Annotated in this window: 23 protein-coding genes; 4 read left to right on the top strand and 19 right to left on the bottom strand. The window is 74.1% G+C overall.

Annotated elements, in window-relative coordinates; genetic code table 11:
- Window positions 1-114 precede the first annotated feature (114 nt).
- The 7 genes from CRP29_RS20140 to CRP29_RS20110 all read right to left on the bottom strand — a co-directional run bounded on the left by CRP29_RS20140 (window position 115) and on the right by CRP29_RS20110 (window position 7,104).
- Window positions 115-1,038, bottom strand: coding sequence for a DegV family protein (locus tag CRP29_RS20140; RefSeq protein WP_097196861.1), 924 nt, complete (start codon window positions 1,036-1,038; stop codon window positions 115-117).
- An 83-nt stretch (window positions 1,039-1,121) separates the two neighbouring features.
- Window positions 1,122-1,883, bottom strand: coding sequence for a histidine phosphatase family protein (locus tag CRP29_RS20135; RefSeq protein WP_097196860.1), 762 nt, complete (start codon window positions 1,881-1,883; stop codon window positions 1,122-1,124).
- Window positions 1,880-2,332 carry a ribosome silencing factor gene (gene rsfS, locus CRP29_RS20130; RefSeq protein ID WP_097196859.1) on the bottom strand — a complete coding sequence of 151 codons (453 nt, stop codon included), beginning with the start codon at window positions 2,330-2,332 and terminating at the stop codon, window positions 1,880-1,882. The genes CRP29_RS20135 and rsfS overlap by 4 nt, the downstream gene beginning before the upstream one ends.
- A complete protein-coding gene (gene nadD, locus CRP29_RS20125; RefSeq protein ID WP_245853128.1) occupies window positions 2,329-3,030 on the bottom strand; it encodes a nicotinate-nucleotide adenylyltransferase in 702 nt (233 codons plus the stop codon). The genes rsfS and nadD overlap by 4 nt, the downstream gene beginning before the upstream one ends.
- Window positions 3,031-3,466: 436 nt before the next feature.
- Entirely contained in the window at window positions 3,467-4,912 is a 1,446-nt protein-coding gene (locus CRP29_RS20120; protein ID WP_097196857.1) for a vWA domain-containing protein, read from the bottom strand.
- Window positions 4,912-5,799 (bottom strand): AAA family ATPase, encoded by an 888-nt coding sequence (locus CRP29_RS20115; RefSeq protein WP_097196856.1) that lies wholly within the window; start codon window positions 5,797-5,799, stop codon window positions 4,912-4,914. The genes CRP29_RS20120 and CRP29_RS20115 overlap by 1 nt, the downstream gene beginning before the upstream one ends.
- 39 nt (window positions 5,800-5,838) lie before the next feature.
- Window positions 5,839-7,104, bottom strand: coding sequence for a glutamate-5-semialdehyde dehydrogenase (locus tag CRP29_RS20110; protein WP_097196855.1), 1,266 nt, complete (start codon window positions 7,102-7,104; stop codon window positions 5,839-5,841).
- A gap of 75 nt (window positions 7,105-7,179) precedes the next feature.
- On the opposite strand from CRP29_RS20110, the gene CRP29_RS20105 reads away from it, so the two are divergent.
- The 4 genes from CRP29_RS20105 to CRP29_RS22455 are packed head-to-tail and all read left to right on the top strand — an operon-like array spanning window position 7,180 to window position 10,373.
- Complete coding sequence (locus CRP29_RS20105; protein WP_097196854.1) at window positions 7,180-8,133, top strand: metal ABC transporter substrate-binding protein; 954 nt, start codon at window positions 7,180-7,182, stop codon at window positions 8,131-8,133.
- Complete coding sequence (locus tag CRP29_RS20100) at window positions 8,130-8,951, top strand: metal ABC transporter ATP-binding protein (protein ID WP_097196853.1); 822 nt, start codon at window positions 8,130-8,132, stop codon at window positions 8,949-8,951. The genes CRP29_RS20105 and CRP29_RS20100 overlap by 4 nt, the downstream gene beginning before the upstream one ends.
- A 1-nt stretch (window position 8,952) precedes the next feature.
- Entirely contained in the window at window positions 8,953-9,972 is a 1,020-nt protein-coding gene (locus CRP29_RS20095; RefSeq protein WP_097196852.1) for a metal ABC transporter permease, read from the top strand.
- Window positions 9,969-10,373 (top strand): Fur family transcriptional regulator, encoded by a 405-nt coding sequence (locus CRP29_RS22455; RefSeq protein WP_141437181.1) that lies wholly within the window; start codon window positions 9,969-9,971, stop codon window positions 10,371-10,373. Before CRP29_RS20095 ends, CRP29_RS22455 begins: the two co-directional genes overlap by 4 nt.
- A 14-nt stretch (window positions 10,374-10,387) precedes the next feature.
- Here CRP29_RS22455 and CRP29_RS20085 read toward each other — a convergent pair whose 3' ends face one another.
- The 12 genes from CRP29_RS20085 to CRP29_RS20030 all read right to left on the bottom strand — a co-directional run bounded on the left by CRP29_RS20085 (window position 10,388) and on the right by CRP29_RS20030 (window position 23,970).
- Window positions 10,388-10,870 carry a peptide deformylase gene (locus tag CRP29_RS20085; RefSeq protein WP_097196851.1) on the bottom strand — a complete coding sequence of 161 codons (483 nt, stop codon included), beginning with the start codon at window positions 10,868-10,870 and terminating at the stop codon, window positions 10,388-10,390.
- Window positions 10,871-10,916: 46 nt separating this feature from the next.
- Entirely contained in the window at window positions 10,917-12,032 is a 1,116-nt protein-coding gene (gene proB, locus CRP29_RS20080) for a glutamate 5-kinase (RefSeq protein WP_097196850.1), read from the bottom strand.
- Entirely contained in the window at window positions 12,029-13,519 is a 1,491-nt protein-coding gene (gene obgE, locus CRP29_RS20075; protein WP_097196849.1) for a GTPase ObgE, read from the bottom strand. Before obgE ends, proB begins: the two co-directional genes overlap by 4 nt.
- 124 nt (window positions 13,520-13,643) lie before the next feature.
- Window positions 13,644-13,901: a 50S ribosomal protein L27 gene (gene rpmA, locus CRP29_RS20070; RefSeq protein ID WP_097196848.1), complete on the bottom strand. Its 258-nt coding sequence runs from the start codon at window positions 13,899-13,901 to the stop codon at window positions 13,644-13,646.
- Window positions 13,902-13,908: 7 nt separating this feature from the next.
- Window positions 13,909-14,220 (bottom strand): 50S ribosomal protein L21, encoded by a 312-nt coding sequence (gene rplU / locus CRP29_RS20065; protein WP_091984956.1) that lies wholly within the window; start codon window positions 14,218-14,220, stop codon window positions 13,909-13,911.
- A 229-nt stretch (window positions 14,221-14,449) separates the two neighbouring features.
- Complete coding sequence (locus tag CRP29_RS20060) at window positions 14,450-17,500, bottom strand: Rne/Rng family ribonuclease (RefSeq protein ID WP_245853126.1); 3,051 nt, start codon at window positions 17,498-17,500, stop codon at window positions 14,450-14,452.
- Window positions 17,501-17,840: 340 nt separating this feature from the next.
- Window positions 17,841-18,608, bottom strand: a complete 768-nt coding sequence (locus tag CRP29_RS20055; RefSeq protein WP_097196846.1) for a TIGR03936 family radical SAM-associated protein — start codon at window positions 18,606-18,608, stop codon at window positions 17,841-17,843.
- Entirely contained in the window at window positions 18,608-20,551 is a 1,944-nt protein-coding gene (locus CRP29_RS20050) for a TIGR03960 family B12-binding radical SAM protein (protein ID WP_097197047.1), read from the bottom strand. Before CRP29_RS20050 ends, CRP29_RS20055 begins: the two co-directional genes overlap by 1 nt.
- Before the next feature lie 52 nt (window positions 20,552-20,603).
- On the bottom strand, window positions 20,604-21,014 hold the full coding sequence (ndk, locus tag CRP29_RS20045; RefSeq protein ID WP_097196845.1) for a nucleoside-diphosphate kinase: 411 nt from the start codon (window positions 21,012-21,014) through the stop codon (window positions 20,604-20,606).
- Between the two features lie 36 nt (window positions 21,015-21,050).
- Window positions 21,051-22,193 carry an NADH:flavin oxidoreductase/NADH oxidase gene (locus CRP29_RS20040; RefSeq protein WP_097196844.1) on the bottom strand — a complete coding sequence of 381 codons (1,143 nt, stop codon included), beginning with the start codon at window positions 22,191-22,193 and terminating at the stop codon, window positions 21,051-21,053.
- 20 nt (window positions 22,194-22,213) lie between these two features.
- Window positions 22,214-22,618 (bottom strand): DUF4233 domain-containing protein, encoded by a 405-nt coding sequence (locus CRP29_RS20035; RefSeq protein ID WP_097196843.1) that lies wholly within the window; start codon window positions 22,616-22,618, stop codon window positions 22,214-22,216.
- Complete coding sequence (locus CRP29_RS20030; protein WP_097196842.1) at window positions 22,615-23,970, bottom strand: bifunctional folylpolyglutamate synthase/dihydrofolate synthase; 1,356 nt, start codon at window positions 23,968-23,970, stop codon at window positions 22,615-22,617. Before CRP29_RS20030 ends, CRP29_RS20035 begins: the two co-directional genes overlap by 4 nt.
- Between the last annotated feature and the right edge of the window lie 2 nt (window positions 23,971-23,972).

Genomic DNA, 23,972 nt, shown 5'->3' with positions numbered 1-23,972 from the left:
GAACCGGATCTGTGGACGGAGGGCCGGGCTGTGGATGCCGGGGAGCGCTCCGGCACCCGCAGCGGTCAGGGTGCCCTCATGCCCCTGCGTGCAGCCCTCGTTGCCCGGCCGCGGTCAGTCGTCCGTCGTGGACTGGTGCGGGCTCTCCGGCGGTGGTGTCTCCGCGGCGACGCCGTCCTCCGCCTCGCTCGTGTCGTCCGGCGCCACGACGACGCCGACCGCACCGGGGCCCACGTGCGCCCCGATGGCGGCGCCGAGCTCGCTCACGTAGATCTCGCGCGCGGTCGGCACCCGCTCGCGCAGCTCGGCGGCCAGCCGTTCGGCCTTCTCCGGGGCGGCGAGGTGGTGCACCGCGAGGAACACCGGGGCGTCCGCCACCTCCTCGACGACCCGCTGGACCAGCCGGTTCAGGGCGCGGGCGGAGGTGCGGACCTTCTCCAGCGGCAGCACCCGTCCGTCGAGCACGTGCAGCACGGGCTTGACCGCCAGCGCCGAGCCCAGGAGGGCGGCCGCCGGCCCGATGCGGCCTCCGCGACGGAGGTGGTCCAGCGTGTCCACGACGAAGAACGTGCGGGTGGCCGCCGCCGTGCGGCGGGCCGCGTGGGCGACCTCGGCGGCGTCCGCTCCGGCGGCGGCCGCCCGAGCGGCCGCCAGCACGGCGAAGCCGTTCCCCATCGCCGCCGATCGGCTGTCGACGACCGTGACGATGTGCTCGCCGACCTGCGAGGCAGCCAGCCGGGCCGCGTCCCAGGTGCCCGACAGCTCGGCGGAGAGATGGATGGACACCAGCCGGTCCGCTCCGGCGTCCAGGAGCCGCCGGTAGGCCGCGACGAAGTCGCCCGGCGTGGGGCGGGACGTGGAGACCCGCCCGCCGCGCGTGCCCAGCACCCTGGCTACGTCGTCGGGGCCGACGGACTCGCCCTCGGTCCCGGAACGGCCGGCCAGCACCACGTACAGCGGGACGACCTCGATGCGGTAGCGCTCGAGGAGTTCCGGCGGGAGGTACGCCGTCGAATCGGTGACGACGGCAACGGGCACCCGGCGAGGCTAACTGCCGGGCCCCGGGATCCAGGAGCCACGGTCAGCCGTCCACCGTTCGGGTTGCGTCGGGAGTTCGCTCCCTACACCGCGTCGGCGTCCCCGACGGGTCCGGCGCCGCCCTCCTCGGGGTTCGCACCCGACCGCACCGGCGCACCCTCGCGCGCGGCGACACCGTCGTGGCCGACGCCGTTGCCGGCGGCGGTCACCGTCGCGGGCACCGACGCGTTGTGGCGCATGACGCGCCAGGCCCCCGACTGCTCCCGGAGCTCGCTCCAGCCGCAGTTCCCCAGCGGTCCGAACAGCCGTCGTTGCCCGGGCCCGAGCCCGATCAGGCGCTCGATCAGGCGACCGCTCGTGCCGCCGTGCGTGACGACGACCGCCACCGGAGCCGGTGGCAGGTCGGCGAGCGCGGCGAGTGCCCGTTCGGCGACCGCCCCGGGCTCCTCGCCACCGCGCCCCAGCACCGGGCGTCCGGCCAGCCAGTCTGCGTACTGGTCGGGGTACCGGTCGGCCACCTCGTCGCGGGTGAGGCCCTCCCACGAGCCCATGCCGTGCTCCTGCAGCCGCGGATCGAGCCGAAGCGGCACGCCGAGGAGCCCGGTCAGGGCAGCGGCGGTGTGCGCGGCGCGGTCGAGGTCGCTGGAGACCACGACCGTGTCGTCCCCGAGCGAGCCCGCCGTCACGAGGTGCGGCGCGGCCTCGAGGGCCTGCCGGCGGCCCACCTCGTCCAGGGGCGGATCCATCCGGCCCTGGAAGCGTCCGACGGCGTTCCACTCCGTGCGCCCGTGCCGCCAGAGGATCAGCCGCCGGACGGGCAGGGCGAGCGCCGCGTCGGAGCTCACCGCTCGGGCATGTCCTGCGACGGCTCCACGGCCTCCGCCGCGTCCCCGTCGTCCGGCGTCGACGGGTCGGCCGCCGTCTCCGCCGGCAGGGCGCTGTCGACGAACGGGATCGTCGGGCAGTCCTTCCACAGGCGCTCGAGTGCGTAGTAGGCCCGCTCCTCGGCGTGCTGGACGTGGACGACGACGTCCACGAAGTCCAGCAGCACCCAGCGGGCCTCGTTCATGCCCTCGCGGCGCACCGGCTTGATGCCGTGCTCGCGCAGGCGCTCCTCGACCGCGTCCACGATCGCCTGCACCTGGCGCTCGTTCGGCGCCGATGCGAGGACGAACGCATCGGTGATCGCCAGCCGGTCGCTGACGTCCACGATCGAGACGTCGGTGGCGAGCTTGTCGGCGGCCGCCTGAGCGGCGAGTTGCGCGGTGTCCCGCGCCTCGGCCGAGGCGGTCATCTGGGTACCTCCTGGAAGTGGGATGGGGTGTCGGTGTCGTGTCCGGGATCAGGCTCCGCCGGGGGGACGTCCTCGCCGCCGCTGACGGCCGACGGCGCACGCCGGCGTGGGCCCTCCCGGTAGAGGCCCCGCTTCTCGATGTACTGGACGACGCCGTCGGGCACCAGGTACCAGACCGGCATACCCCGGGCGACGCGTCCACGGCAGTCACTGGAACTGATGGCCAGCGCGGGGATCTCGACCAGGCTGACCCGCCCGGGAGGCAGATCGAGGTCGGCCAGCGTGTACCCGGGCCGGGTCACGCCGATGAAGTGCGCCAGGTCGAAGCACCGGTCCCCGTCGCGCCAGGTCATGATCTGGGCCAGGGCGTCCGCGCCGGTGATGAAGAAGAGTTCGGCGTCCGGCCTCTGGGCGCGCAGGTCGACCAGGGTGTCGATCGTGTAGGTGGGGCCGCCCCGGTCGATGTCGACCCGGCTGACGGAGAACCGCGGATTGGACGCCGTGGCGATGACCGTCATGAGGTAGCGGTCCTCGGCGGGGCTCACCTGCCGGTCGCTCTTCTGCCACGGCTGGCCGGTCGGCACGAAGACGACCTCGTCGAGCCCGAAGAGCCCGGCGACCTCGCTCGCGGCCACGAGGTGTCCGTGGTGGATGGGGTCGAACGTCCCGCCCATCACACCGATTCGCCCGCCTGTCACCGACCGAGCGTAGCCGGGCGCACCGGAACGAGGCCTGGCCGCACCACCGGGGTGCGCGTGAGAGGGCCACCGCCCCCCGCTCACGAGGTGCCCCGAGCCGCGGCGACCGGCTCCCCCGTGCAGCCGGTCGCGGGCGTCTCCGCCCTGTCGCGGTCGGACGGTGCCGACGCCCGGGAGCATCGGCACCGCGCTGCCCAACGGCTCGCCGGCCCCTGGGTTACGCCTTGGTACCGGAATTCATCGTGTTCGCGCGCACACCCGCCCGCCGGGGCGGACGCGGAGGCGATTCGGCGACATGTCGACCGGTCGCCACGTCGACGAGCCGACTCCGCGACTCGACGACGAACCGGGTGCCCGACGGCAGCTCTCGGCCCGGAGCCGGCGCGGGACCGGACGCCGGGGTGGATCGAGGCAGCGCCCGGACCCACCCCCGACGTCAGAGCGTGGTGATGAAGTCGGCCAGCTGGGAGGCGTTGCGGCACTCCACCATGTCGATGACCTCGCCGTACCGGTCGGCGGCGGAGTCCCCGCTCCCCCACTGCCGGCGCGGCTCGGGGTTCAGCCAGTGCGCCGACCGGGACCGGCGCACCATGCTGGCCAACAGCGGCACCGCGGCCGGCCGGTAGTTCGTCCGGCCGTCGCCCAGTACCAGCAGCGAGGTCTTCGGCCCGATCGCGGATGCGTACTTGTCCGCGAACACCTCGAACGCGGTGCCGTAGTCGCTGTGCCCGTCGAAGGCGACCACCTGCGCCTCCCGACCGATGCGGGTCACGGCGTCGGCGACGTCGGCGCCCGGTCGGAAGAACCGGGTCACCTCGTCGGTCGAGTCGACGAAGGCGAAGGCCCGCACGCCGGTGAAGTGCTCGCGCAGGGCCTGGGTCAGCATCAGCGTGAAGTGGCTGAAGCCGGCCACCGAGCCGCTGACGTCGCAGAGCACGACCAGCTCGGGCTTGTGCACCTTCCGCGGCCGGTGGTGGGTGACCACCGGCACGCCGCCGGTCCCCAGCGAGGCCCGGACGGTCTTGCGGAAGTCCAGCCGGCCCTGGCGGCCGATCTTCCGTCGCGCGGAGAGCCGGACGGCCAGACGCCGCGCCAGCGGCGCCACCGTGCGGCGGAGCTCCGCGAGGTCGGTCGACTGCGCACGGAGGAAGTCGATCTGGTCGGCCAGCGGGCGGACGGCGTTCTTCGCGACCCGCTCCCGGCCCTTCTCGTCGGCCGTCCGGCGGCGCACCTCGGTCTCGACGGCGTTCTTGAACGCGTCCACCCGCTCGCGCACCGTCTGGCGGGCGACCTGCTCGTTGAGCCCACCGCGGTCGCCCTCGGCCAGCAGCCCGGCCAGCAGCTGGGCGACCAGCGTGTCCGGCGAGAGGGCGCGCATGACCCGGTAGCTGAAGTACGACTGCCCGGTGGGGCTGGGCTGGCCGCTGCCGAGCCGGTCCACGGCCCGCCGGGCGAACCGGCGGATCTCGTCCTCGTCGCCCTCGAGCAGCAGCTGGAACAGCTGCTCGCGCATCGCCTTGGCCAGGGCGGCGTCGTCCTGCCGCGGACCGCCCTGCCCGGGCTCGCCGCCCTCGCCGCCCTCGTCGCCGTCCTCGGACCCCTCGGAGTCCGAGGACGTCCTCGGTCGGTCGCTCAGCGGCCACCAGAGATCGAACAGCACGTCGTAGGCGGGCCGCTGGGCCGCGCGCTGCAGCAGCACGGCCGCGAGACCGTGCCGCAACTGCTCGCGCTCGAGCAGGTCTACGACGGTGAGGATCTCGGCGGCGTCGACGGCCTGGGTGATGCCCACCGGGATGCCGGCCGCGCGCACCGCGCGGACGAACCCGTCGAGGTGCCCGGCCAGCCCCCCGAGCTCCTCGGAGCGGCTCAGCGGCGCGGTCATCAGTTGAGCCGGAGCTCGGCGGCGGCACGCTCCTGGTCGCTGGCGTGCTTGAGCACCACCCCGAGGGTGGAGGCCATCGCACCCTCGTCCAGGGTGTCCAGGCCCAGCTCGAGCAGCGTCTGCGCCCAGTCGAGCGTCTCGGAGATCGACGGCGACTTCTTCAGCTCCATCGCCCGCAGCGCGCGCACCGTCTTGACCAGCTGGTCGGCCAGGCCCGGGGCCAGGTCCGGCACCCGCGACAGCACGATCTCGCGCTCGCGGTCGGCCGAGGGGTAGTCCAGCGCCAGGTAGAGGCAGCGGCGCTTGAGCGCCTCGGACAGCTCACGCGTGGCGTTGGAGGTGAGGATGACCATGGGTCGGCGGGTGGCGGTGATGGTGCCGAGCTCGGGGATGGTCACCTGGAAGTCCGACAGCACCTCCAGCAGCAGGCCCTCGACCTCGACATCGGCCTTGTCGGTCTCGTCGATGAGCAGCACGGTCGGGTCGGTGCGCCGGATGGCGGTCAGCAGCGGGCGGGACAGCAGGAACTCGTCGCCGAAGATGTCGTCGTGCACGCTGTCCCAGTCGGCGCCGTCACCGGCCTGCGAGGCCTGGATGCGCAGCAGCTGCTTCTTGTAGTTCCACTCGTACAGCGCACGGGCCTCGTCCAGGCCCTCGTAGCACTGCAGGCGGATGAGGTCCGAGCCGGTGGCGGTGGCCAGCGCCTTGGCGAGCTCGGTCTTCCCGGTGCCCGCGGGCCCCTCGACCAGCAGCGGCTTGCCCAGCCGGTCGGCGAGGAAGACCGTCGTCGCGATCTGGGCGTCGGGCAGGTAACCCGCCTCGCTCAGCCGCTTGCTGACATCGCTGACGGACGAGAAGTGCGGGGACTGCGACAGCGGACGGGGCAAGACGACTCCTGAGAGAGGGGGGCGGGCCGGACGGACCGCTCAGCGGACGTGGCCACGACCGGTGACGACGTAGGTGGTCGAGGTCAGCTCGGGCAGTCCGAGCGGGCCACGGGCGTGCAACTTCTGCGTCGAGATGCCGATCTCGGCGCCGAAACCGAACTCTCCCCCGTCGGTGAAGCGGGTGGAGGCGTTGACCAGCACGGCGGCGGCGTCGACCCCCGCGGTGAAGGCGGCGATGGCGGTGGCGGAGTCCGCGACGATGGCCTCCGTGTGCCCGGTGGTCCAGCGCGCGATGTGGTCCAGCGCCTCGGGCAGGTCGTCGACCACGCGCACGGCCATGTCCATCGACAGGTACTCCGCCGCCCAGTCCTCGTCGGTCGCGGGGAGGACCGCGGGCGCGCCGGCTCCGGCGGCCTCGAGCACGGCGGGATCGCCGTGGACGGTCACGCCGGCGTCGGTCAGTGCGCGCAGCAGGCGCGGCAGGAACGGGACGTCGCGGTGCACGAGCAGCGTCTCCGCGGAGTTGCAGACGCTCACCCGGTGGGTCTTGGAGTTGAGCACGACCGCCTCGGCGATGGCGGGGTCCGCGGAGGCGTCGACGTACACGTGGCAGTTGCCCTCACCGGTCTCGATGACCGGCACCCGAGACTCGCGCACCACGCGCTGGATCAGCGAGGCGCCGCCACGCGGGATGACCACGTCGACCAGGCCGCGGGCGTTCAGCAGCTCCCCCACCGACGCCCGGTCGGCCGGCAGCAGCTCCACGAAGCCGGCGGGCAGGCCGGCCTTCTCCCCCGCCTCGGTGAGCACCTCGATCAGGGCCGTGTTCGTCTCGAAGGCCGACGCCGAGCCGCGCAGCAGGGCGGCGTTCCCGCTCTTGAGGCAGAGGCCGGCCGCGTCGACGGTGACGTTCGGCCGCGCCTCGTAGACGATGCCGACGACGCCGAGGGGTACCCGGACCTGGCGCAGCTCCAGGCCGTTGGGCAACCGCGAGCCGCGGACGACGTCGCCCACCGGGTCCGGCAGGGCGACCAGCTGGCGCAGCGCGGCGGCCACGCCCTCGATCCGGTCGGCGTCCAGGCGCAGCCGGTCGACGGTCGACTCGGGGGTTCCGTCGGCCCGGGCGGCGGCCACGTCGACGGCGTTGGCGGCCAGGATCGAGTCGGTGTGCTCGACCAGCGCCTCGGCCATCGCCGTCAGCGCGCCGTCCTTGGCGTCGGTGGGCAGGGTGCGCAGCACGCGGGCGGCCGACCGGGCGCGCAGCGCGGCGGCGCCGATCAGCGGCAGCTCCGTGACGTCGAACACGTCGGGGAGACTACGCGTGCCCGTACGGCGAACCGTGCGAGCGGCACGGGCCGACCGTATGTGAGAATGGTTCTCATGATCAGTACAGCCTCCCGCCGGGTCGGCGTCAGCCTGACCGCCGCCGCGCTCGTGCTCACCGCCGGCTGCGGGAGCGACGGCGCCGGAGGGGGTGGCGACGGGGGCGAGGGCCTGCAGGTGATCGCCGGCTTCTACCCCCTGGAGTGGGCGGCCGAGCGGGTCGGCGGGGACCGGATCTCGGTCGAGGCGCTCACCCCTCCGGGCGGCGAGCCGCACGACCTCGAGCTCACCCCGCGCGACGTCGCATCCGTCGAGGACGCCGACCTGCTGGTCTACCTCGCCGGTTTCCAGCCGGCCCTCGACGAGGCGGCGGACGCCACCGGCGGCGACTCCGCGTGGGATGCCGGAAGCGCCGCCGACCTCCTGGCAGGCGAGTCCCACGACCAGGCCGACGAGGGCACCGACGACGACCACGGGCACGAGGACGACGTCGACGACCCGCACTTCTGGCTGGACCCCGTCCGGCTGGCGGACGTCGGTGACGCGCTGGCCGACCAGCTGACCGAGCTCGACCCCGAGGGCGCCGACACCTTCGCCGCCAACGCCGCGGACCTGCGGGCCGACCTCGAAGCCCTCGACGCCGAGCTGCGCGCCGGGCTGGCGGACTGCGCCGTCGACACCCTCGTCACCGCGCACGACGCCTTCGGCTACCTCGCCGAGCGCTACGGTCTCGAGGTGGTCGGGATCAACGGGCTGAGCCCCTCCCAGGAGCCGACGTCGGCCCAGCTGGCCGCGATCTCCCGCCTGGTCGCCGAGCGCGGCGTCACCACCGTCTACACCGAGGCGCTGGTCGACCCGGCCGTGGCTGAGACCGTCGCCTCGGAGGCCGGGGTGCGCACCGCCGTCCTCGACCCGGTCGAGGGGCTGACCGACGAGTCTCCCGGCGAGGACTACCTCGAGGTCATGCGGGCGAACCTGGCCACGCTGCAGGCGGGCCAGTCCTGCTCATGACGCCGACGACGGGTGAGGGCGCCATCGGCCTGCGCGGGGCGAGCATCGGCTACGGCGACGTGCCGATCGTCCGGGAGGTCGACCTGGCCGTCGCACCCGGCGAGGCGGTCGCCGTGCTGGGCTCCAACGGCTCGGGCAAGACCACCCTCGCCCGCGGCCTGCTCGGACTGGCCACCGTCCTCGCCGGCGAGGTGACCGTGCTCGGCGCCCCGGTCGGCCGGCTGCGCGAGCGCGGCCGGGTGGGCTACGTGCCGCAGCGGCACACCGTCAGCGGTGCGGCGCCGGCGACGGTCCGCGAGGTCGTGTCGGTGGGCCGGCTGGCGCGCCTGGGGCTGTTCCGCCGGCTGGGTGCGGCCGACCGCCGCGCCGTCGCCGACGCGGTGGCCGCCGTCGGCATGGGCGACCGCATGGAGGACCCGGTGGCCTCGCTGTCCGGCGGCCAGCAGCGGCGCGTGCTCGTCGCCCGCGCGCTCGCCGCCGAGCCCGAGCTGCTGATCATGGACGAGCCGACCGCCGGCGTGGACGCCGCCAGCCAGGAGGCCCTCGCCGGCGTCCTCGCCCGCGTCTCGGCCGCCGGGACGACGCTGCTGGTCGTCACCCACGAGGCCGGGCCGCTCGCGGGCGTGCTGCACCGCGCGGTCGTCGTCGAGTCCGGCCTGATCACCTACGACGGTCCGCTGGCCGGCGCGCAGGCCGAGCCCGGTGGCGGTCACCACCACCACGAGGACGCCGGGCAGCCCCCGGGCCGGCCGGGCTACCGGCTCGACCAGCCCACGGTCACCCCACCCTCGGCCCGACCCCGCACCGCAGGAGCCTGACGTGGACATCCTCGACTACGCGTTCATGCAGCGGGCCCTGCTGGCCTCGCTCATGGTCGGCCTGGTCGCGCCCGCCGTGGGGATCTTCCTGGTCCAGCGCCGGCTCTCGCTGCTCGGCGACGGCCTCGGCCACGTCGCGCTCACCGGTGTGGCCGTCGGCATCCTCACCTCGACCGCCCCGGTGGGCACCGCACTCGTCGCGGCCGTCCTCGGCGCGGTGCTGATCGAGCTGGTCCGCGCCCGCGGGCGGACCAGCGGCGACGTCGCCCTCGCCGTCCTGTTCTACGGCGGCATCGCCGGGGGCGTGGTGCTGCTGAGCCTGGCGCCCCAGGGACAGGCCACCAATCTCGACGCCTACCTGTTCGGCGCGATCACCACCACGAGCGGCTCCGACGTCGCCGTCTTCGCCGTGATCGCCGTCGTGGTGCTGGTCGTCGTCGGCCTGCTGGGGCAGCGGCTGTACGCCGTGAGCGACGACGAGGAGTACGCCCGCGCCGTCGGGCTCCCGGTGCTCCGGCTCAACATCGTGCTGGCGGCCCTGGTCGCCTCGACCGTGGTGCTCTCCATGCGCGTGGTCGGCCTGCTGCTCATCAGCGCCCTGATGATCGTGCCGTGCGCGGTGGCGCAGCTGGTCGCCCGCAGCTTCCGCCAGACGGTGCTCCTGGGATGCGCGATCGGCCTCGTGGTCAGCCTGTCCGGGACGGCGACGTCGTACTACACCGGCACTCCGTCGGGCGGGACGATCGTGCTGCTCGCGATCGCACTGTTCCTCGTGGTCTCCCTCGCCGTGGCCGTGCACGAGACGACCGCCCGCCGCCGGCACCGGCGCCGGGCCGACGTGCACGGCGCCCATCCGCACGAGCACGGCCAGGACTGCGGGCACCCGCCGGTGCCGCACGGCGACCACGTCGACTACGACCACGACGGCCACCGGCACGCGCCGCACCGGACCGGCTCGGGCGTGCACTACGACGAGCACGGCGAGCACGCCGTCCCCGCGCCGCCCCGGAGCACCCCGTGAGCGCACCCTCCTCCCCCGCTCCCCGGCCGGCGACCCGCCAGCGCAGCGCGCTCCTGGGCCTGCTCGAGGAGCTCGACGGCTTCCGCACGGCGCAGGAGCTGCACGGCCTCCTGGGCCGGCGGGGCGAGCGGGTGGGGCTGGCGACGGTCTACCGCGGCCTGCAGTGCCTGGTCGAGGACGGCCGCGTCGACGTGCTCCGGGGCGAGGACGGCGAGGCGTCCTACCGCCGCTGCTCCACGGTGCACCACCACCACCTGGTGTGCCGCGAGTGCGGTCGCGCCGTCGAGATCAGCGACCCGCCGGTGGAGCGGTGGGCCCGCCGGGTCGCCGCCGAGCACGGGTTCGCCGACGTCGGCCACCGGATGGAGCTGTTCGGCACCTGCGCCGACTGCGCGGCCTGACGCCGCGCCCGGACTCAGCGCTCGCGGAGCGCCCGGAACGCGGCCTTGCGGGCATCCCCGCTGAGCCGGTCGAGGAAGAGCTTCCCGTCGAGGTGGTCGACCTCGTGCTGCAGGCAGCGGGCCATCAGGCCCTCGCCCTCGATGCGCAGCGGCGCGCCGGTGACGTCGAAGCCCTCGGCGACGCAGCGCAGCGACCGCACCGTCGGCGCCCAGATCCCGGGAACGGACAGGCACCCCTCGTCGCCGTCCTGGATCTCCTCGGAGCGCTCGACGATCACGGGGTTGACCATGTGCCCGATCACGCCGTCGATGTTGTAGGAGAACGCGCGGACGTTGACACCGATCTGCGGTGCGGCCACCCCGGCCCGCCCGGGGTGGTCCACGGTCTCCTCGAGGTCGCGCACCAGCGCGGCCAGCCAGCCGTCGAAGGCGGTCACCTCGTCGGAGGGGGTGCGCAGGACCGGGTCGCCGAGCTCGCGGATGGGGCGGATCGTCACGGTCCCAGTCTCTCAGCCGACCTCCGCCGCCTCGTCCGGCCCCCGCTCAGGTGCGGCGGCGGACGAGCACCATCTCGTCGCGGTGCACCACCTCGCGGCGGTACTCCGGCGGCAGGTCGCCGGTCTTGTGCCCGAGCAGCCGGGGCAGCTCGGAGGCGTCGTAGGCGACCAGCCCGCGGGCGACCACCGTGCCGTCGAGCCCGACCAGCTCGACCGGGTCGTCGGCGACGAACTCGCCCGACACCGCGGTGATGCCGGCGGCCAGCAGCGAGGCGTGCCGCTCGCGGACCGCCTCCACCGCACCGTCGTCCAGGACCAGCCGGCCGCGCGGACGGCTGGCGTAGCGCAGCCAGAACTGGCGGGCGCTGGGCCGCCGGCCCATCGGCTGGAACAGGGTGCCCACCCGCTCCCCGGCCAGCGCGGCGGCGGCCTGCGCGGTCGACGTGACGACGACGGGGACGCCCGCGTGCGCGGCGATGAAGGCGGCCTCGACCTTGGTCGCCATGCCGCCTGTGCCGACGCCGTTGCGCGTGGCGGTGCCGAGGGTGACGGCAGCGAGGTCGGCGGGCTCGCGGACGGTGTCGACCAGCGACGCCGGGCCCGAGCGGGGATCGCCGTCGTAGACGCCGTCGACATCGGAGAGCAGGACGAGCGCGTCGGCCTGCGCCACGTGTGCGACGAGGGCGGCGAGCCGGTCGTTGTCGCCGAAGCGGATCTCCTCGGTGGCCACCGTGTCGTTCTCGTTGACGACCGGCAGCACCCCGAGGGCGAGCAGCCGCTCGACGGTCCGGTGCGCGTTCCGGTAGTGGCCGCGCCGGGTGAGGTCGTCGGCGGTCAGGAGCACCTGGCCGACGGTCACCCCGTGCCGCGCGAACGCATCGGCGTAGGTCTGCACGAGCCGGAGCTGCCCGACGCTGGCCGCGGCCTGCGCCGTCGCCAGGTCGCGGGGGCGGCCCTGCAGCCCGAGCGGGGCGAGCCCGGCCGCGATGGCGCCCGAGGAGACCAGCACGACCTCGCGGCCCGCGGCGCGCACGGCACCCAGGACGTCGACCAGCGCCGTCAGCTTCTCGGTGTCCAGCCCGCCGGGCAGCGTGGTGAGCGAGGAGGAGCCGACCTTGACCACGACGCGCCGAGCGCCCCCGATCTCCGGGCGCGCGCTCACCGCGCGTCCTCCGGCAGGTCGTCCTCGGTCCACCCCGGCTCGCTGAGCTCGTAGGGCATGCGGCGGGCCTTCTTGGCCGCGAGCCGTTCCTCGGCGCGCACGCGGTGCGGCGCGTCGATGCGGCGGTCGGTGCCGCGCCCGCCCAGGCCGGCGGACTCCTCGGCGGTGAGCGTGCCGGCCGGCAGCTGGGGCTCCCAGTCGAAGGTGACCCCGCCGATGGTGACCGCGTCGCCGCGGACGGCGCCCGCCTTGGCCAGCGCCTCCTCCACACCGAGCCGGTTGAGCCGGTCGGCGAGGAAGCCGACGGCCTCGTCGTTGTTGAAGTCGGTCTGGCGGACCCAGCGCTCGGGCCGGACGCCGTGCACGAGGAAGCCGCCGGTGTCGAACTCGGTGTCGCGCTCCACGGTGAACCCGGAGTCGTCGACCGCCTTGGGCGTGACGGTGACGCGGGCCGGCTCCATGGGCGGCAGGCTCGCGCGGTGCTCCTCGACCGCCGCGGCGAGGGCGAAGCCGAACTCCTTGAAGCCCTCCCCCGTGGCCGCACTCACCGGGTAGACGGCCAGGCCGCGCGCCTCGAGCGTGGCGCGCACCAGGTCGACCAGCTCCCGGGCGTCCGGCACGTCGATCTTGTTGAGGACGGCGATCCGCAGCCGCCCGACGAGGTCGAGCTCGTCACCGCCGTACTCGGCCAGCTCGTGCTCGAGGGCCTCGATGTCGCTCTCCGGGTCGCGCCCGGGCTCCATCGTGGCCATGTCGACGACGTGCACGAGCACGGCGCAGCGCTCGACGTGGCGGAGGAACTGCACGCCGAGGCCCTTGCCGGTGGAGGCGCCCGGGATCAGGCCCGGGACGTCGGCCATCGTGTAGACGGTGTCGCCGGAGCGGATCACGCCGAGGTTGGGCACCAGCGTGGTGAAGGGGTAGTCGGCGATCTTCGGGCGGGCCGACGACATCGCCGCGATCAGCGAGGACTTGCCCGCCGACGGGAACCCGACCAGGCCGACGTCGGCGATGCTCTTGAGCTCGATGACGGCGTCGAACGTCTCGCCGGGCTCACCGAGCAGCGCGAAGCCGGGAGCCTTGCGGCGGGCGTTGGCCAGCGCGGCGTTGCCGAGCCCACCCCGGCCGCCCTTGGCGAGCACGACGCGGGTGCCGGCGCCGACGAGGTCGGCGACGACCCGGCCGTCGGGCGTGCTGACGACCGTGCCGGCCGGCACCTTGAGGACCCGGTCCTCGCCCTTGCCGCCGTGGCGGTTGCTGCCCTCGCCCGGCTTGCCGTTGCCGGCCTTCTGGTGCGGGTGGTGGTGGAAGTCCAGCAGCGTGTGCACGTTGGGGTCGACCTCGAGGACGACGTCCCCGCCGTCGCCGCCGTTGCCGCCGTCGGGTCCGCCGAGGGGCTTGAACTTCTCCCGATGGACCGAGGAGACGCCGTGGCCACCGTTGCCGGCCGCCACGTACAGGACCACTCGATCGACGAAAGCGGCCAAGAGCGGTCGCCTCCTACCTGCTAAGCGCCACGAGCGCACGGGCAGGTCGCCCGTGCGCTCGTCGCGACACGAATGTGCTGCGGCCCCGGAAGGGCCGGCCCCCTGCCGGAGCAGGGGATGGTGCTCAGGCCTCGACGGCGCTGATGGAGATGGTCTTCCGCCCGCGGCGCGTGCCGAAGGTGACCGAGCCGGGAGCCAGCGCGAACAGCGTGTCGTCGCTGCCCCGGCCGACACCGAGACCCGGGTGGAAGTGGGTGCCGCGCTGACGGACGATGATCTCGCCGGCCTTGACGACCTGGCCGCCGAAGCGCTTCACGCCGAGTCGCTGGGCGTTCGAGTCGCGACCGTTGCGGGACGACGATGCGCCCTTCTTGTGTGCCATGTCGAGGTCAGCCCTTCGAGATGTCGCGGACCACGACGCTGGTCAGGGGCTGACGGTGCCCCTGCCGCTTGTGGTAACCGGTCTTGTTCTTGAACTTGTGGATGCGGATCTTGGGACCCTTGCCGTGCTCGACGATCTCGCCGGTCACGGTCACCTTGGCCAGGGCCGCGGCGTCGCTGGTCACGGTCTCCCCGTCGACCAGGAGGATCGCCGGCAGGGCGACGCTGTCGCCGGTCGCACCCGCCAGGCGGTTGATCGTGAACGTGTCGCCCACGGCCACCTTGTGCTGGCTGCCACCGGCCTTCACCACTGCGTACACCACTGACTCCTCGTTAGCTTCTTCGTATCCAGCTGTCTGTCCGGCGCGCACGACCGATCGGGCGCCGGGTGCTGGACGGGCTGCGGACGCCTGACCCGGCGGCACCCGAAGGCGCCCGCGCGGTGGCGATGCAACCCGACCAGCGTACCTGAGCCCGGGAGCCGGGTCGACGTGACCTCGGCGGCTCCTCCGCCCACGTCCCGCGGGGGCGGGCGGAGGAGCCCTCCGCTCAGGCGACCGGCGGTCCGGCCGGTCGGCTGGCCGCCCGGCGACGGCGCGGACGCCCCGCCGGTGCGGCCTCGGGTGCCGGTGCGATCTCGGGAACGGCCGCCTCCAGGGCGACCACCTCCGGCACCGTGATCTCGGGAGCCGGCTCGGGCTCGTCGTCCGGGGTCTCCCCCGCGACGGGCTCGTCCTGCTGGTCCTGCACGGGCTCGTCCTGCGCCGACTGGTCCCGCACCGGCTCGGCCACGGCGAGCGGCGGCACGACGACCACGTCGTCGGACGCGCGCGGCGGCGTGGCGGGCTGCGCGTCGGAGCCGGCGTTCACCGGCGCAACGTCCTCGACCGCGACGACCTCGGCCTCGGGGGTCTCGGCCTCGGGGGTCGCGGCCTCCGGGGTCTCGGCCCCGTCCTCGGGGGTGTCCTCCCCGCGAGCGCCGGCCAGGACGGCGGCGTCCGCTGCGGCCCGGTCCTCACCCGACTGCCCGCGGTTGCGGCGGCCGCGGTTGCGCCGTCCGCCGCTGCGGGTGCCCTCGCCGGCCTCGGCGTCTCCGTCGGCGGCCGGCTCGGCCCCCGGGGTGCTCTCCGTCGCGGCCTGCTCGGCCGGCGGCGCGTCGTCCCTGGCGCCGGTGTTCTCGCCCTTGCCCGAGCGGTCCCGGCGGTTGCCGCCGCCGTTGCCCCCGCCGCCGTTGCCGCCACCGGAGCTGCCCGAGCCACCGCTGCCGCCGCGGTTCTTGTCGTCCACGGGGTCGGTCCGGACGATGATCCCGCGGCCGCGGCAGTGCTCGCAGCTCTCGGAGAACACCTCGAGCAGGCCCTGCCCGACGCGCTTGCGGGTCATCTGGACCAGGCCCAGGGAGGTGACCTCGGCGACCTGGTGCTTGGTGCGGTCGCGGCCGAGGCACTCGGTGAGCCGGCGGAGCACCAGGTCACGGTTGCTCTCGAGCACCATGTCGATGAAGTCGATGACGATGATGCCGCCGATGTCGCGGAGCCGGAGCTGGCGGACGATCTCCTCCGCGGCCTCCATGTTGTTGCGCGTGACGGTCTGCTCGAGGTTGCCGCCCGAGCCGACGAACTTGCCGGTGTTGACGTCGACGACGGTCATCGCCTCGGTGCGGTCGATCACCAGCGAGCCACCCGAGGGCAGCCAGACCTTGCGGTCGAGCGCCTTGGCCAGCTGCTCGTCGATCCGGAGGTCGTGGAAGACGTCGCCCTGGCCGGTGTAGCGGGACAGCCGGGCGCTGAGCTCGGGCGAGACATGGCTGACGTAGGCCTCGACGGTGTCCCACGCGTCGTCACCCTGGACGACGAGCTCCTTGAAGTCCTCGTTGAAGACGTCGCGGATGACGCGGATCGCCAGGTCGGGCTCGCCGTAGAGCAGGGTCGGCGCGCTGGAGGTCGAGCCCGCCTTCTGCGTGATGACCTCCCACTGCGCCTTGAGCCGGTTCACGTCGCGGGTGAGCTCCTCCTCGGAGGCGCCCTCCGCCGCGGTCCGGATGATCACGCCGGCGTCCTCGGGGACGATCCGCTTGAGGATGTCCTTGAGCCGCTGGCGCTCGGTGTCGGGGAGCTTCCGGCTGATCCCGGTCATGGAGCCGCCGGGCACGTAGACGAGGAAGCGGCCGGGCAGGTTGATCTGCTGGGTGAGCCGGGCGCCCTTGTGGCCGATCGGGTCCTTGGTGACCTGCACCAGCACCTTGTCGCCGGACTTCATGGCGGTCTCGATCGAGCGCTGCTTGCCGGACAGGCCCGCGGCGTCCCAGTTGACCTCACCGGCGTAGAGGACGGCGTTGCGTCCCTTGCCGACGTCGACGAAGGCGGCCTCCATGCTGGGCAGCACGTTCTGCACCCGGCCGAGGTAGACGTTGCCGGCGAACGAGGTGGCCTGCGCCTGGGTCACGTAGTGCTCGACCATCACGTCGTCCTCGAGGACGGCGATCTGCGTGCGCTCGCCCCGCTGGCGGATGACCATCTTGCGGTCGACCGCCTCGCGGCGGGCCAGGAACTCGCTCTCGGTCAGGATCGGCGCGCGGCGGCGGCCGGTGTCGCGGCCGTCCCGGCGGCGCTGGCGCTTGGCCTCGAGGCGGGTGGAGCCGGCGACCCCGCGGACGTCGTCGTCGCTGGTGGTGCGGCCGTTGCGGCCCGCCCGCTCCGGGCGGTCGTCGTCCTCGGTGTCGTCGGAGGCCTCCTCGCCCCCGCCCCCGGTGCGACGACGCCGGCGCCGGCGCCGGCGGGTGCTGGAGCCGCCCGAAGCCTCGTCGGAGTCGCCGTCGGTGTCGTCGTCGTTCTCGTCGGTCGCGTCGTCGTCGGAGTCCTGCTCGGTGGCGGCGACCGGCTGCTGCTCGCCGGAGTCGTCGTCACCGTCGCCGGAGTCCTCGCCGGTGCGGCCACGTCCGCGGCCACGGCGGCCACGACGCCGCCGGCGGCTGCCGGTGCCGTCGCCCGCGTCGCCGTCGTCCTCGGAGCTGCTCTCGTCGTCGGTGTCGTCGTCCTCGGTGGGCTCGACGTCCTCGACCGGCTGCTCCGCCGCGGGACGGCGGCGGGAGCGCTGCCGTCCCGACCGGGTCGGCTCCGCCTCCTCCTCGACCACCTCGGGGGCCTCGGCGTCGCCGGGCTCCACGTCGGGCGACTCGGCCGGCCGGCGGCTGCGGCGGCGCGGTGCCGGTGGCGCGTCGACCGGCGGGGCCATGAAGCTGACGAACGCCGGGACCGGGGCGGCGGGCGCCGCCGGGGTCACCGGCTCCACGGCGTCGGGGTCGGGCGCCGCGACCGGGCGGGTGGCCCGGCGGCGAGGACGGGCGACCACCGCGGTCGGCTCCGGAGAGCTGAACTGGGCGCCGAAGCGGGAGCCGGCCGGCTCGGTGTCCGCCTCAGGCTCAGGCTCAGGCTCAGGCTCAGGCGCGGACGGGGCGTCGTCGGCCGGGGCCTCGGACTCCTCCTCCGGGTCCTCGGGGACCGAGGAGTCCTCGGACACCGCGGGAACCTCGGTCACCTCGTCGGGCGCGGGACCGGTGGGGGTCTCGTCGGCGTTGCTGGTGTTGTCGGTATCGGCCACGAGGGCTCGTCTCCTCATGTGCTCCCGGGCGCCGATCGGATGACCGGCGGCCGCGCAGGAGCACGGAATCGGGCGGGGCGAGGCGTCGCACGGGGTACGGCGGCAAGCTCGTCCTGCGAAGTCTGTGGGCGGCTCTCGCGCGACGGTTGCCGCGGCGGGGAGCCGAACTGCGGAGGGTGGTGCCCGCACCCGCTGGGGCTGGGTGCGGTGGTGCCGGGTGGATCTCGGTGGTGCGGTGGTTCCGCTGGTGCTGTGGTCTCGGTGGCGCTGGTCTGCGGGTGCGGCACGTCTGGCAGCCGTGTCGCGGCGACGGTGCGCGAGCCCCGTGGGCCTCCGCTGGTCAGACCGTCGCGTGCGCCTCCTGGTCGGGGGCTCCCGCAGTGCGGTCCGGGCCGAGCGGATCGGCCACTGTCCCGGTGCCGTCGAGCCGGCCCTGCGCCTCACGCACGGCCCGGGGGGGCAACGGCGGGTGCAGGTCGGCGACGGCAGCCAGAGCGGCCAACACGTCGTCCGGTCGTACGACGGGCGTTCCCTGCCGGACGACCATGTGCAGTATGGCACAACCTGCCCCGGTCGAGGCCGACGCGCTGGCCACCGACGGGCGGGCATCGATGTCCCTGAGGCCGTTCTTGGTGCGCTTCGCGACGGTCACCACGTCGGCGGCCAGGAACGCCTCGACCGCCCGCGCCAGCTCGTCCGGGTCGAGCCCGGGCAGCTCCACCCGCCAGACCGAGGTGTCGATCCGGTCGGCCAGCGAGCCCGTCCCCGCCCCTGCCTCCACGCACTCGAGGACGGCGATGTCCTCGGGCAGGGAATCGTCCAGGGCGACCCGGACGGCCTCGGGGTCGCAGCGGACCGAGAGGCCGATCTCGACGTACTCCGCCTCGCTGGCCGCGCCGGTCGGCGCGGCCCCGAGGTAGGAGATCTTCGGGTGCGGACTGAAGCCGGCGGAGAACGCCATCGGCACCCGGGCCCGGCGCAGCGCCCGCTCCAGGGCCCGGGCCAGGTCGCGGTGCGAGGCGAACCGCAGCCGCCCGCGCTTGGCGTAGCGGATGCGCAGCTTCTGGACCGTGGGCGGCGGCGGCGGACCGTCGGGCTGGCGGCCCATCAGACGACCGTGAGCGGCAGCAGGCTGCGGCCGGTGGGGCCGATCTGGATCTCCGTGCCGTTGGTCGGGCAGACGCCGCAGTCGTAGCAGGGGGTCCAGCGGCAGTCGGCCACCTCGTCCTCGGAGATCGCGGCCTGCCAGTCCTCCCAGAGCCACTCCTTGTCCAGCCCGGAGTCCAGGTGGTCCCAGGGCAGGATCTCGTGCTCGGTGCGCTCGCGGGTGGTGTACCAGTCGAGGTCGACGCCGAAGGGCGCCAGCTCCTCGGTGGCGGCGGCGACCCAGCGGTCGTAGGAGAAGTGCTCGCTCCAGCCGTCGAACCGGCCACCCTCGCGCCACACGCGCTCGATGACCCGGCCGACGCGGCGGTCGCCGCGGGAGAGCAGGCCCTCGATCGCTCCCGGCTTGCCGTCGTGGTAGCGCAGCCCGATGGAACGGCCGATCTTGCGGTCCTCGTTGATCTTCGCGCGGAGCAGCCGGAGCCGGCTGTCGATCGTCTCGGGGCTGGCCTGGCTCGCCCACTGGAACGGGGTGTGCGGCTTGGGCACGAAGCCACCGATGGAGACGGTGCAGCGGATGTCCTTGCGGCCGCTGGCCTCGCGGCCGGCGCGGATGACCTCGACCGCCAGGTCGGCGATCTCCAGGACGTCCTCGTCGGTCTCGGTCGGCAGACCGCACATGAAGTAGAGCTTCACCTGCGTCCAGCCGTTCGCGTACGCCGTCGTCACCGTGCGGACGAGGTCCTCCTTGGACACCGTCTTGTTGATGACCCGGCGGATCCGCTCGCTGCCCCCCTCGGGGGCGAAGGTCAGGCCGCTGCGCCGGCCGTTGCGGGACAGCTCGTTGGCCAGCGTCACGTTGAAGGCGTCGACGCGGGTCGACGGGAGGCTCAGGCCGGTGTTGGTGCCCTCGTAGCGGTCGGCGAGCTCCTTGGCCAGCTGCCCGATCTCCGAGTGGTCGGCGCTGGAGAGGCTGAGCAGCCCGACCTCCTCGTAGCCGGTCGCCTTGAGGCCGGCGTCGACCATCGAGCCGATGCCGGTGATCGTCCGCTCGCGCACCGGGCGGGTGATCATCCCGGCCTGGCAGAACCGGCAGCCCCGGGTGCAGCCGCGGAAGATCTCCACGCTCATGCGCTCGTGGACGCTCTCGGCCAGCGGCACCAGCGGCTGCTTCGGGTAGGGCCACTCGTCGAGGTCCATGACGGTGCGCTTGCCGACCTTCTCCGGCACGTCGTCACGGGTGGGGGTGACGGCCGCGATGGCGCCGTCGTCGCCGTAGGACATCGCGTAGAAGCGGGGGACGTAGACGCCGTCCACCCGGGCCAGCCGGGCGAGCAGCTCCTCGCGGCCGCCGGGGCGGTCCTCGGCCTTCCACGCCTTGACGACGTCGGTGATGTCGCCGACGACCTGCTCGCCGTCGCCGAGGACGGCGCAGTCGACGAAGTCGGCGACCGGCTCGGGGTTGAAGGCGGCGTGCCCGCCGGCGACGACGACCGGGTGGCTCTCGTCGCGGTCGACCGCGTGCAGCGGGACGCCGGCGAGGTCGAGCGCCTCGAGCAGGTTCGTGTAGCCGAGCTCGGTGGCGAAGCTGACGCCGAGCACGTCGAAGTCGGCGACGGCACGGTGCCCGTCGACGGTGAACTGCGGGACGCCGTGCTCGCGCATCAGGGCGGCGAGGTCGGGCCAGACGGCGTAGGTGCGCTCGGCCAGGGCGTCGGCGCGCTCGTTGAGGACCTCGTAGAGGATCATCAGGCCCTGGTTGGGCAGCCCGACCTCGTAGGCGTCGGGGTACATCAGCGCCCAGTGGACGCTGGCTGCGTCCCAGTGCTTCACCTGGGCGTTGAGCTCACCGCCCACGTACTGGATGGGCTTCTGGATCTGGGCCAGCAGCGGCTCGAGTCGCGGGTACAGCGACTCGCCGGCGGTCGTGCGGAGCTCTGCAGTCATGACCGGTCCAGGGTAGCCGCCGCGGCGGACGGCCACCCCGGACCGGAGGACGTCAGCCCAGGTTCGGGAAGAACAGGCCGATCTCGCGGGCGGCGGACTCGGGCGAGTCCGAGCCGTGCACGATGTTGTTCTGCACCTCGAGGGCGAAGTCGCCGCGGATGGTGCCGGGGCCGGCCTTCACCGGGTCGGTGGCGCCGGCCAGGGCACGGAACGCCTCGATGGCCCGGGGGCCCTCGACGACGAGCGCCATCAGCGGGCCGCTGGTGATGAACTCGACCAGCGAGCCGAAGAAGGGGCGCTCGCTGTGCTCGGCGTAGTGCGTCTCCGCGACGTCGGCGGTCAGGGTCCGCAGTTCGGCGGCGACCAGGCGCAGGCCCTTGCGCTCGAGGCGGGTGATCACCTCGCCGACGAGGCCACGGGCGACGCCGTCGGGCTTGACGAGGACAAGAGTGCGTTCGGTCACGGGGCCGGAGCCTACGACCTCCTCCGGAGCGGCCCCTCAGGCACCGGCGCCGGGCGCCGGCCAGCCGATGGACGGCGCGTGGCCGCGGAAGTTCTCCAGCCACCAGGCCCAGTCGCGAGGGACCAGCCCGAAGGGGGCGTCGTGGCCGAGCTCGCGGGCGGCCCAGACCGGCCAGTGGGGATTCGCCAGCGCCGCCCGCCCGAGCAGGACGACGTCGACGTCCCCCGCCCGCACCGCGGCGTCGGCATCCTGCGGGACACCGAGGTTCCAGCTCGTCGCGACGGCGATCCCGATCTCCCGCTTGATCCGGCCCGCGCGCTCCACCCAGGCGCCCGGCTGGTTCCAGAGCGGGTCGGTCATGTCGTCGGTGTTCCCGCCGAAGCTCAGGTCGGCGAGGTCCAGCCCGTGCTCCTTCATCCACCCGATCGCGACGACCGAGTCCTCGAAGCGGGTGCCCTCGGGATGGAAGTCGTCCGCTCCCAGCCGCATCGTCAGGGGCAGGTGCTCGGGCCAGACCGCCCGCACGGCGTCCAGGGCCTCGAGCAGGAAGCGGGCGCGGTTCTCCAGGCTGCCGCCGTACCGGTCGTCGCGCCGGTTGGCCAGCGGCGAGAAGAAGCTCGACCCGAGGTAGCCGTGCGCGAAGTGCAGCTCCAGCCACTCGTACCCGGCCTCGGCCGCCCGGACCGCCGCGGCGGCGTACTGCCGGTGGAGCTCCCCGATCTCCTCGACCGTGAGCGCGTGCACGGGATGGGGCCGTCGCGGCGCCCCGTAGGGGACGTCCGAGGGCCCGACCACCTGCCAGCCGTCCGGGGCGTCGGGGGCGATCTGGCCCCATCCCGCCCAGGGCGGTTCCTCGCTGCCGCTGCGCCCGGTGTGGCCCAGCTGGATGCCCGGCACCCCGCCCATCGACTTGATCATGGCGGTGACCCGGGCGTGGCCCTCGATCTGGGCGTCGTCGTAGATGCCGGCGCAGTGGACGCTCGTACGCCCCTCGGGGGCGATCGCGATCTGCTCGGGGAAGACCAGCCCGAAGCCGCCGGCGGCACGGGCTCCGAGGTACATGAGGTGGTAGTCGCCCAGGCGCCCGTCGGTCGACCGGTACATCGTCATCGGGCTCATCCCGATGCGGTTGCGCAGGGTGACGCCCTTGAGCGTGAACTCGCTGAACAGGTGGGTCATGGATTCCTCCGGGACGGGGGTCAGCCGGCTGCGCCGGCGTCGCCGTCGTCCGTGGGGCGGGTGACCGGGACCGGGCCGAACGGCGACCCGATCAGCTCCTTGCGCACCTGCAGCAGGTACAGCCAGATCAGCACGAACGCGCCGGCGACGAACCACATCGCGCTGTTCATCAGGCCGGTGGCGAGCAGCGGCACCTGCAGCGCCGTGCCGATGACCAGCCCGCGCTCCCGCCGCTGGATGCCGCTGGCCAGGATCAGCAGCAGGGCGAGGACCAGCAGGATGGTGAGCCGGACGGCGCCGAGCCCCTCCTCGGTCTGCGCGATGCCGCGGGGCACGAACAGCACGGCGATGCCCTCGAGCACCAGGATCGCGGCGGCGGCCCCGCCCAGCGCCCGGCCGGCCCGGACCGGATCGGGCGCCGTCACGAACGCCGTCCCGACAGCAGGGTGCGGGCCTCCCCCGCGGTGATCACGCTGCCGGTGACCAGCACGCCGGAGCCGCCGAGCGCGTCGTCCGGACCCGCCTCGGCGAGCTCCATCGCCTCGCCGATCGCCTCGCCGAGCCGCGGAGAGACGCTGACCCGGTCGGCACCGAAGACGTCGACCGCCAGCGCGCCCAGCTCGTCGGCGGGCAGCGCCCGCTCCGAGGAGTTCTGCGTGACGACGACCTCGGCGCAGATCTCCTCGAGCGCGGCCAGCATCCCGGCGACATCCTTGCCGCGGACGGCGCCCACCACCCCGATCAGCCGGGTGAAGTCGAAGGACTCGCGGATCGCCTCCACCGTCGCCGTCATGCCGGCCGGGTTGTGCGCCGCGTCGATCAGCACGCTGGGGCTCGTGCGCACCCGCTCCAGGCGACCGGGCGAGCGGACGGCGGCGAACGCGGCGCGGACGGTCTCCTGCTCGACGGGGCCGGTGGCGGCGCCCGCGCCCAGGAACGCCTCGACGGCGGCCAGGGCGGTGGCCGCGTTCTGCGCCTGGTGCGCGCCGAACAGCGGCAGGTAGACCTCGTCGTACTCGCCGCCCAGGCCCTGCAGGCGCACCTGCTGCCCGCCGAGGGCGACCCGGCGCTCCAGCACGCCGAACTCCGTGCCCTCGCGGGCGACGACGACGTCCACCTCGATGGCCCGGCGCACGAGGGCGTCCAGCGCCCCCGGCTGCTGGTGGGCCAGCACCGCGATCGAGTCGGCCTTGATGATCCCCGCCTTCTCACCGGCGATCGTCGCGACGTCCGGCCCGAGGTACTCGGCGTGATCCATCGCCACCGGGGTGACGACGGCGACCCGCGCGTCGGCGACGTTGGTGGCGTCCCACGTCCCGCCCATGCCGACCTCGATGACGGCGACGTCGACCGGCGCGTCGGCGAACAGCGCGTACGCCATGCCGACCATCACCTCGAAGAAGCTCATCGGGTGCTCGCCGGCGGCGTCGACCATCTGCACGTAGGGCGCGATGTCGGCGTAGGTCTCGACGAACCGCTCGGGGCTCACCGGCTCACCGTCGAGCACGATCCGCTCCCGCATCGACTCCAGGTGCGGGCTGGTGAACCGGCCCACGCGCAGGCCGAAGCCGCGGAGCAGCTCGTCGATCATCCGCGCCGTCGTCGTCTTGCCGTTGGTACCGGCCACCTGGATCACCGGCATCGCGCGGTGCGGGTTCCCGAGGAGGTCGACCAGGGCGGAGATCCGCGTGAGGGAGGGCTCGAGCCGGCTCTCCGGCCAACGGGCCAGCAGCTCCTGCTCGACCCGGGCCAGTTCACCGGTGCTGCCGTTGCTCATCC

This window comes from Blastococcus aggregatus, from assembly GCF_900221005.1.
Taxonomy (GTDB): domain Bacteria; phylum Actinomycetota; class Actinomycetes; order Mycobacteriales; family Geodermatophilaceae; genus Blastococcus; species Blastococcus aggregatus.
The sequence above is the reverse complement of the archived record's forward strand: the minus strand, read 5'-3'. Positions and strand labels throughout refer to the sequence as shown.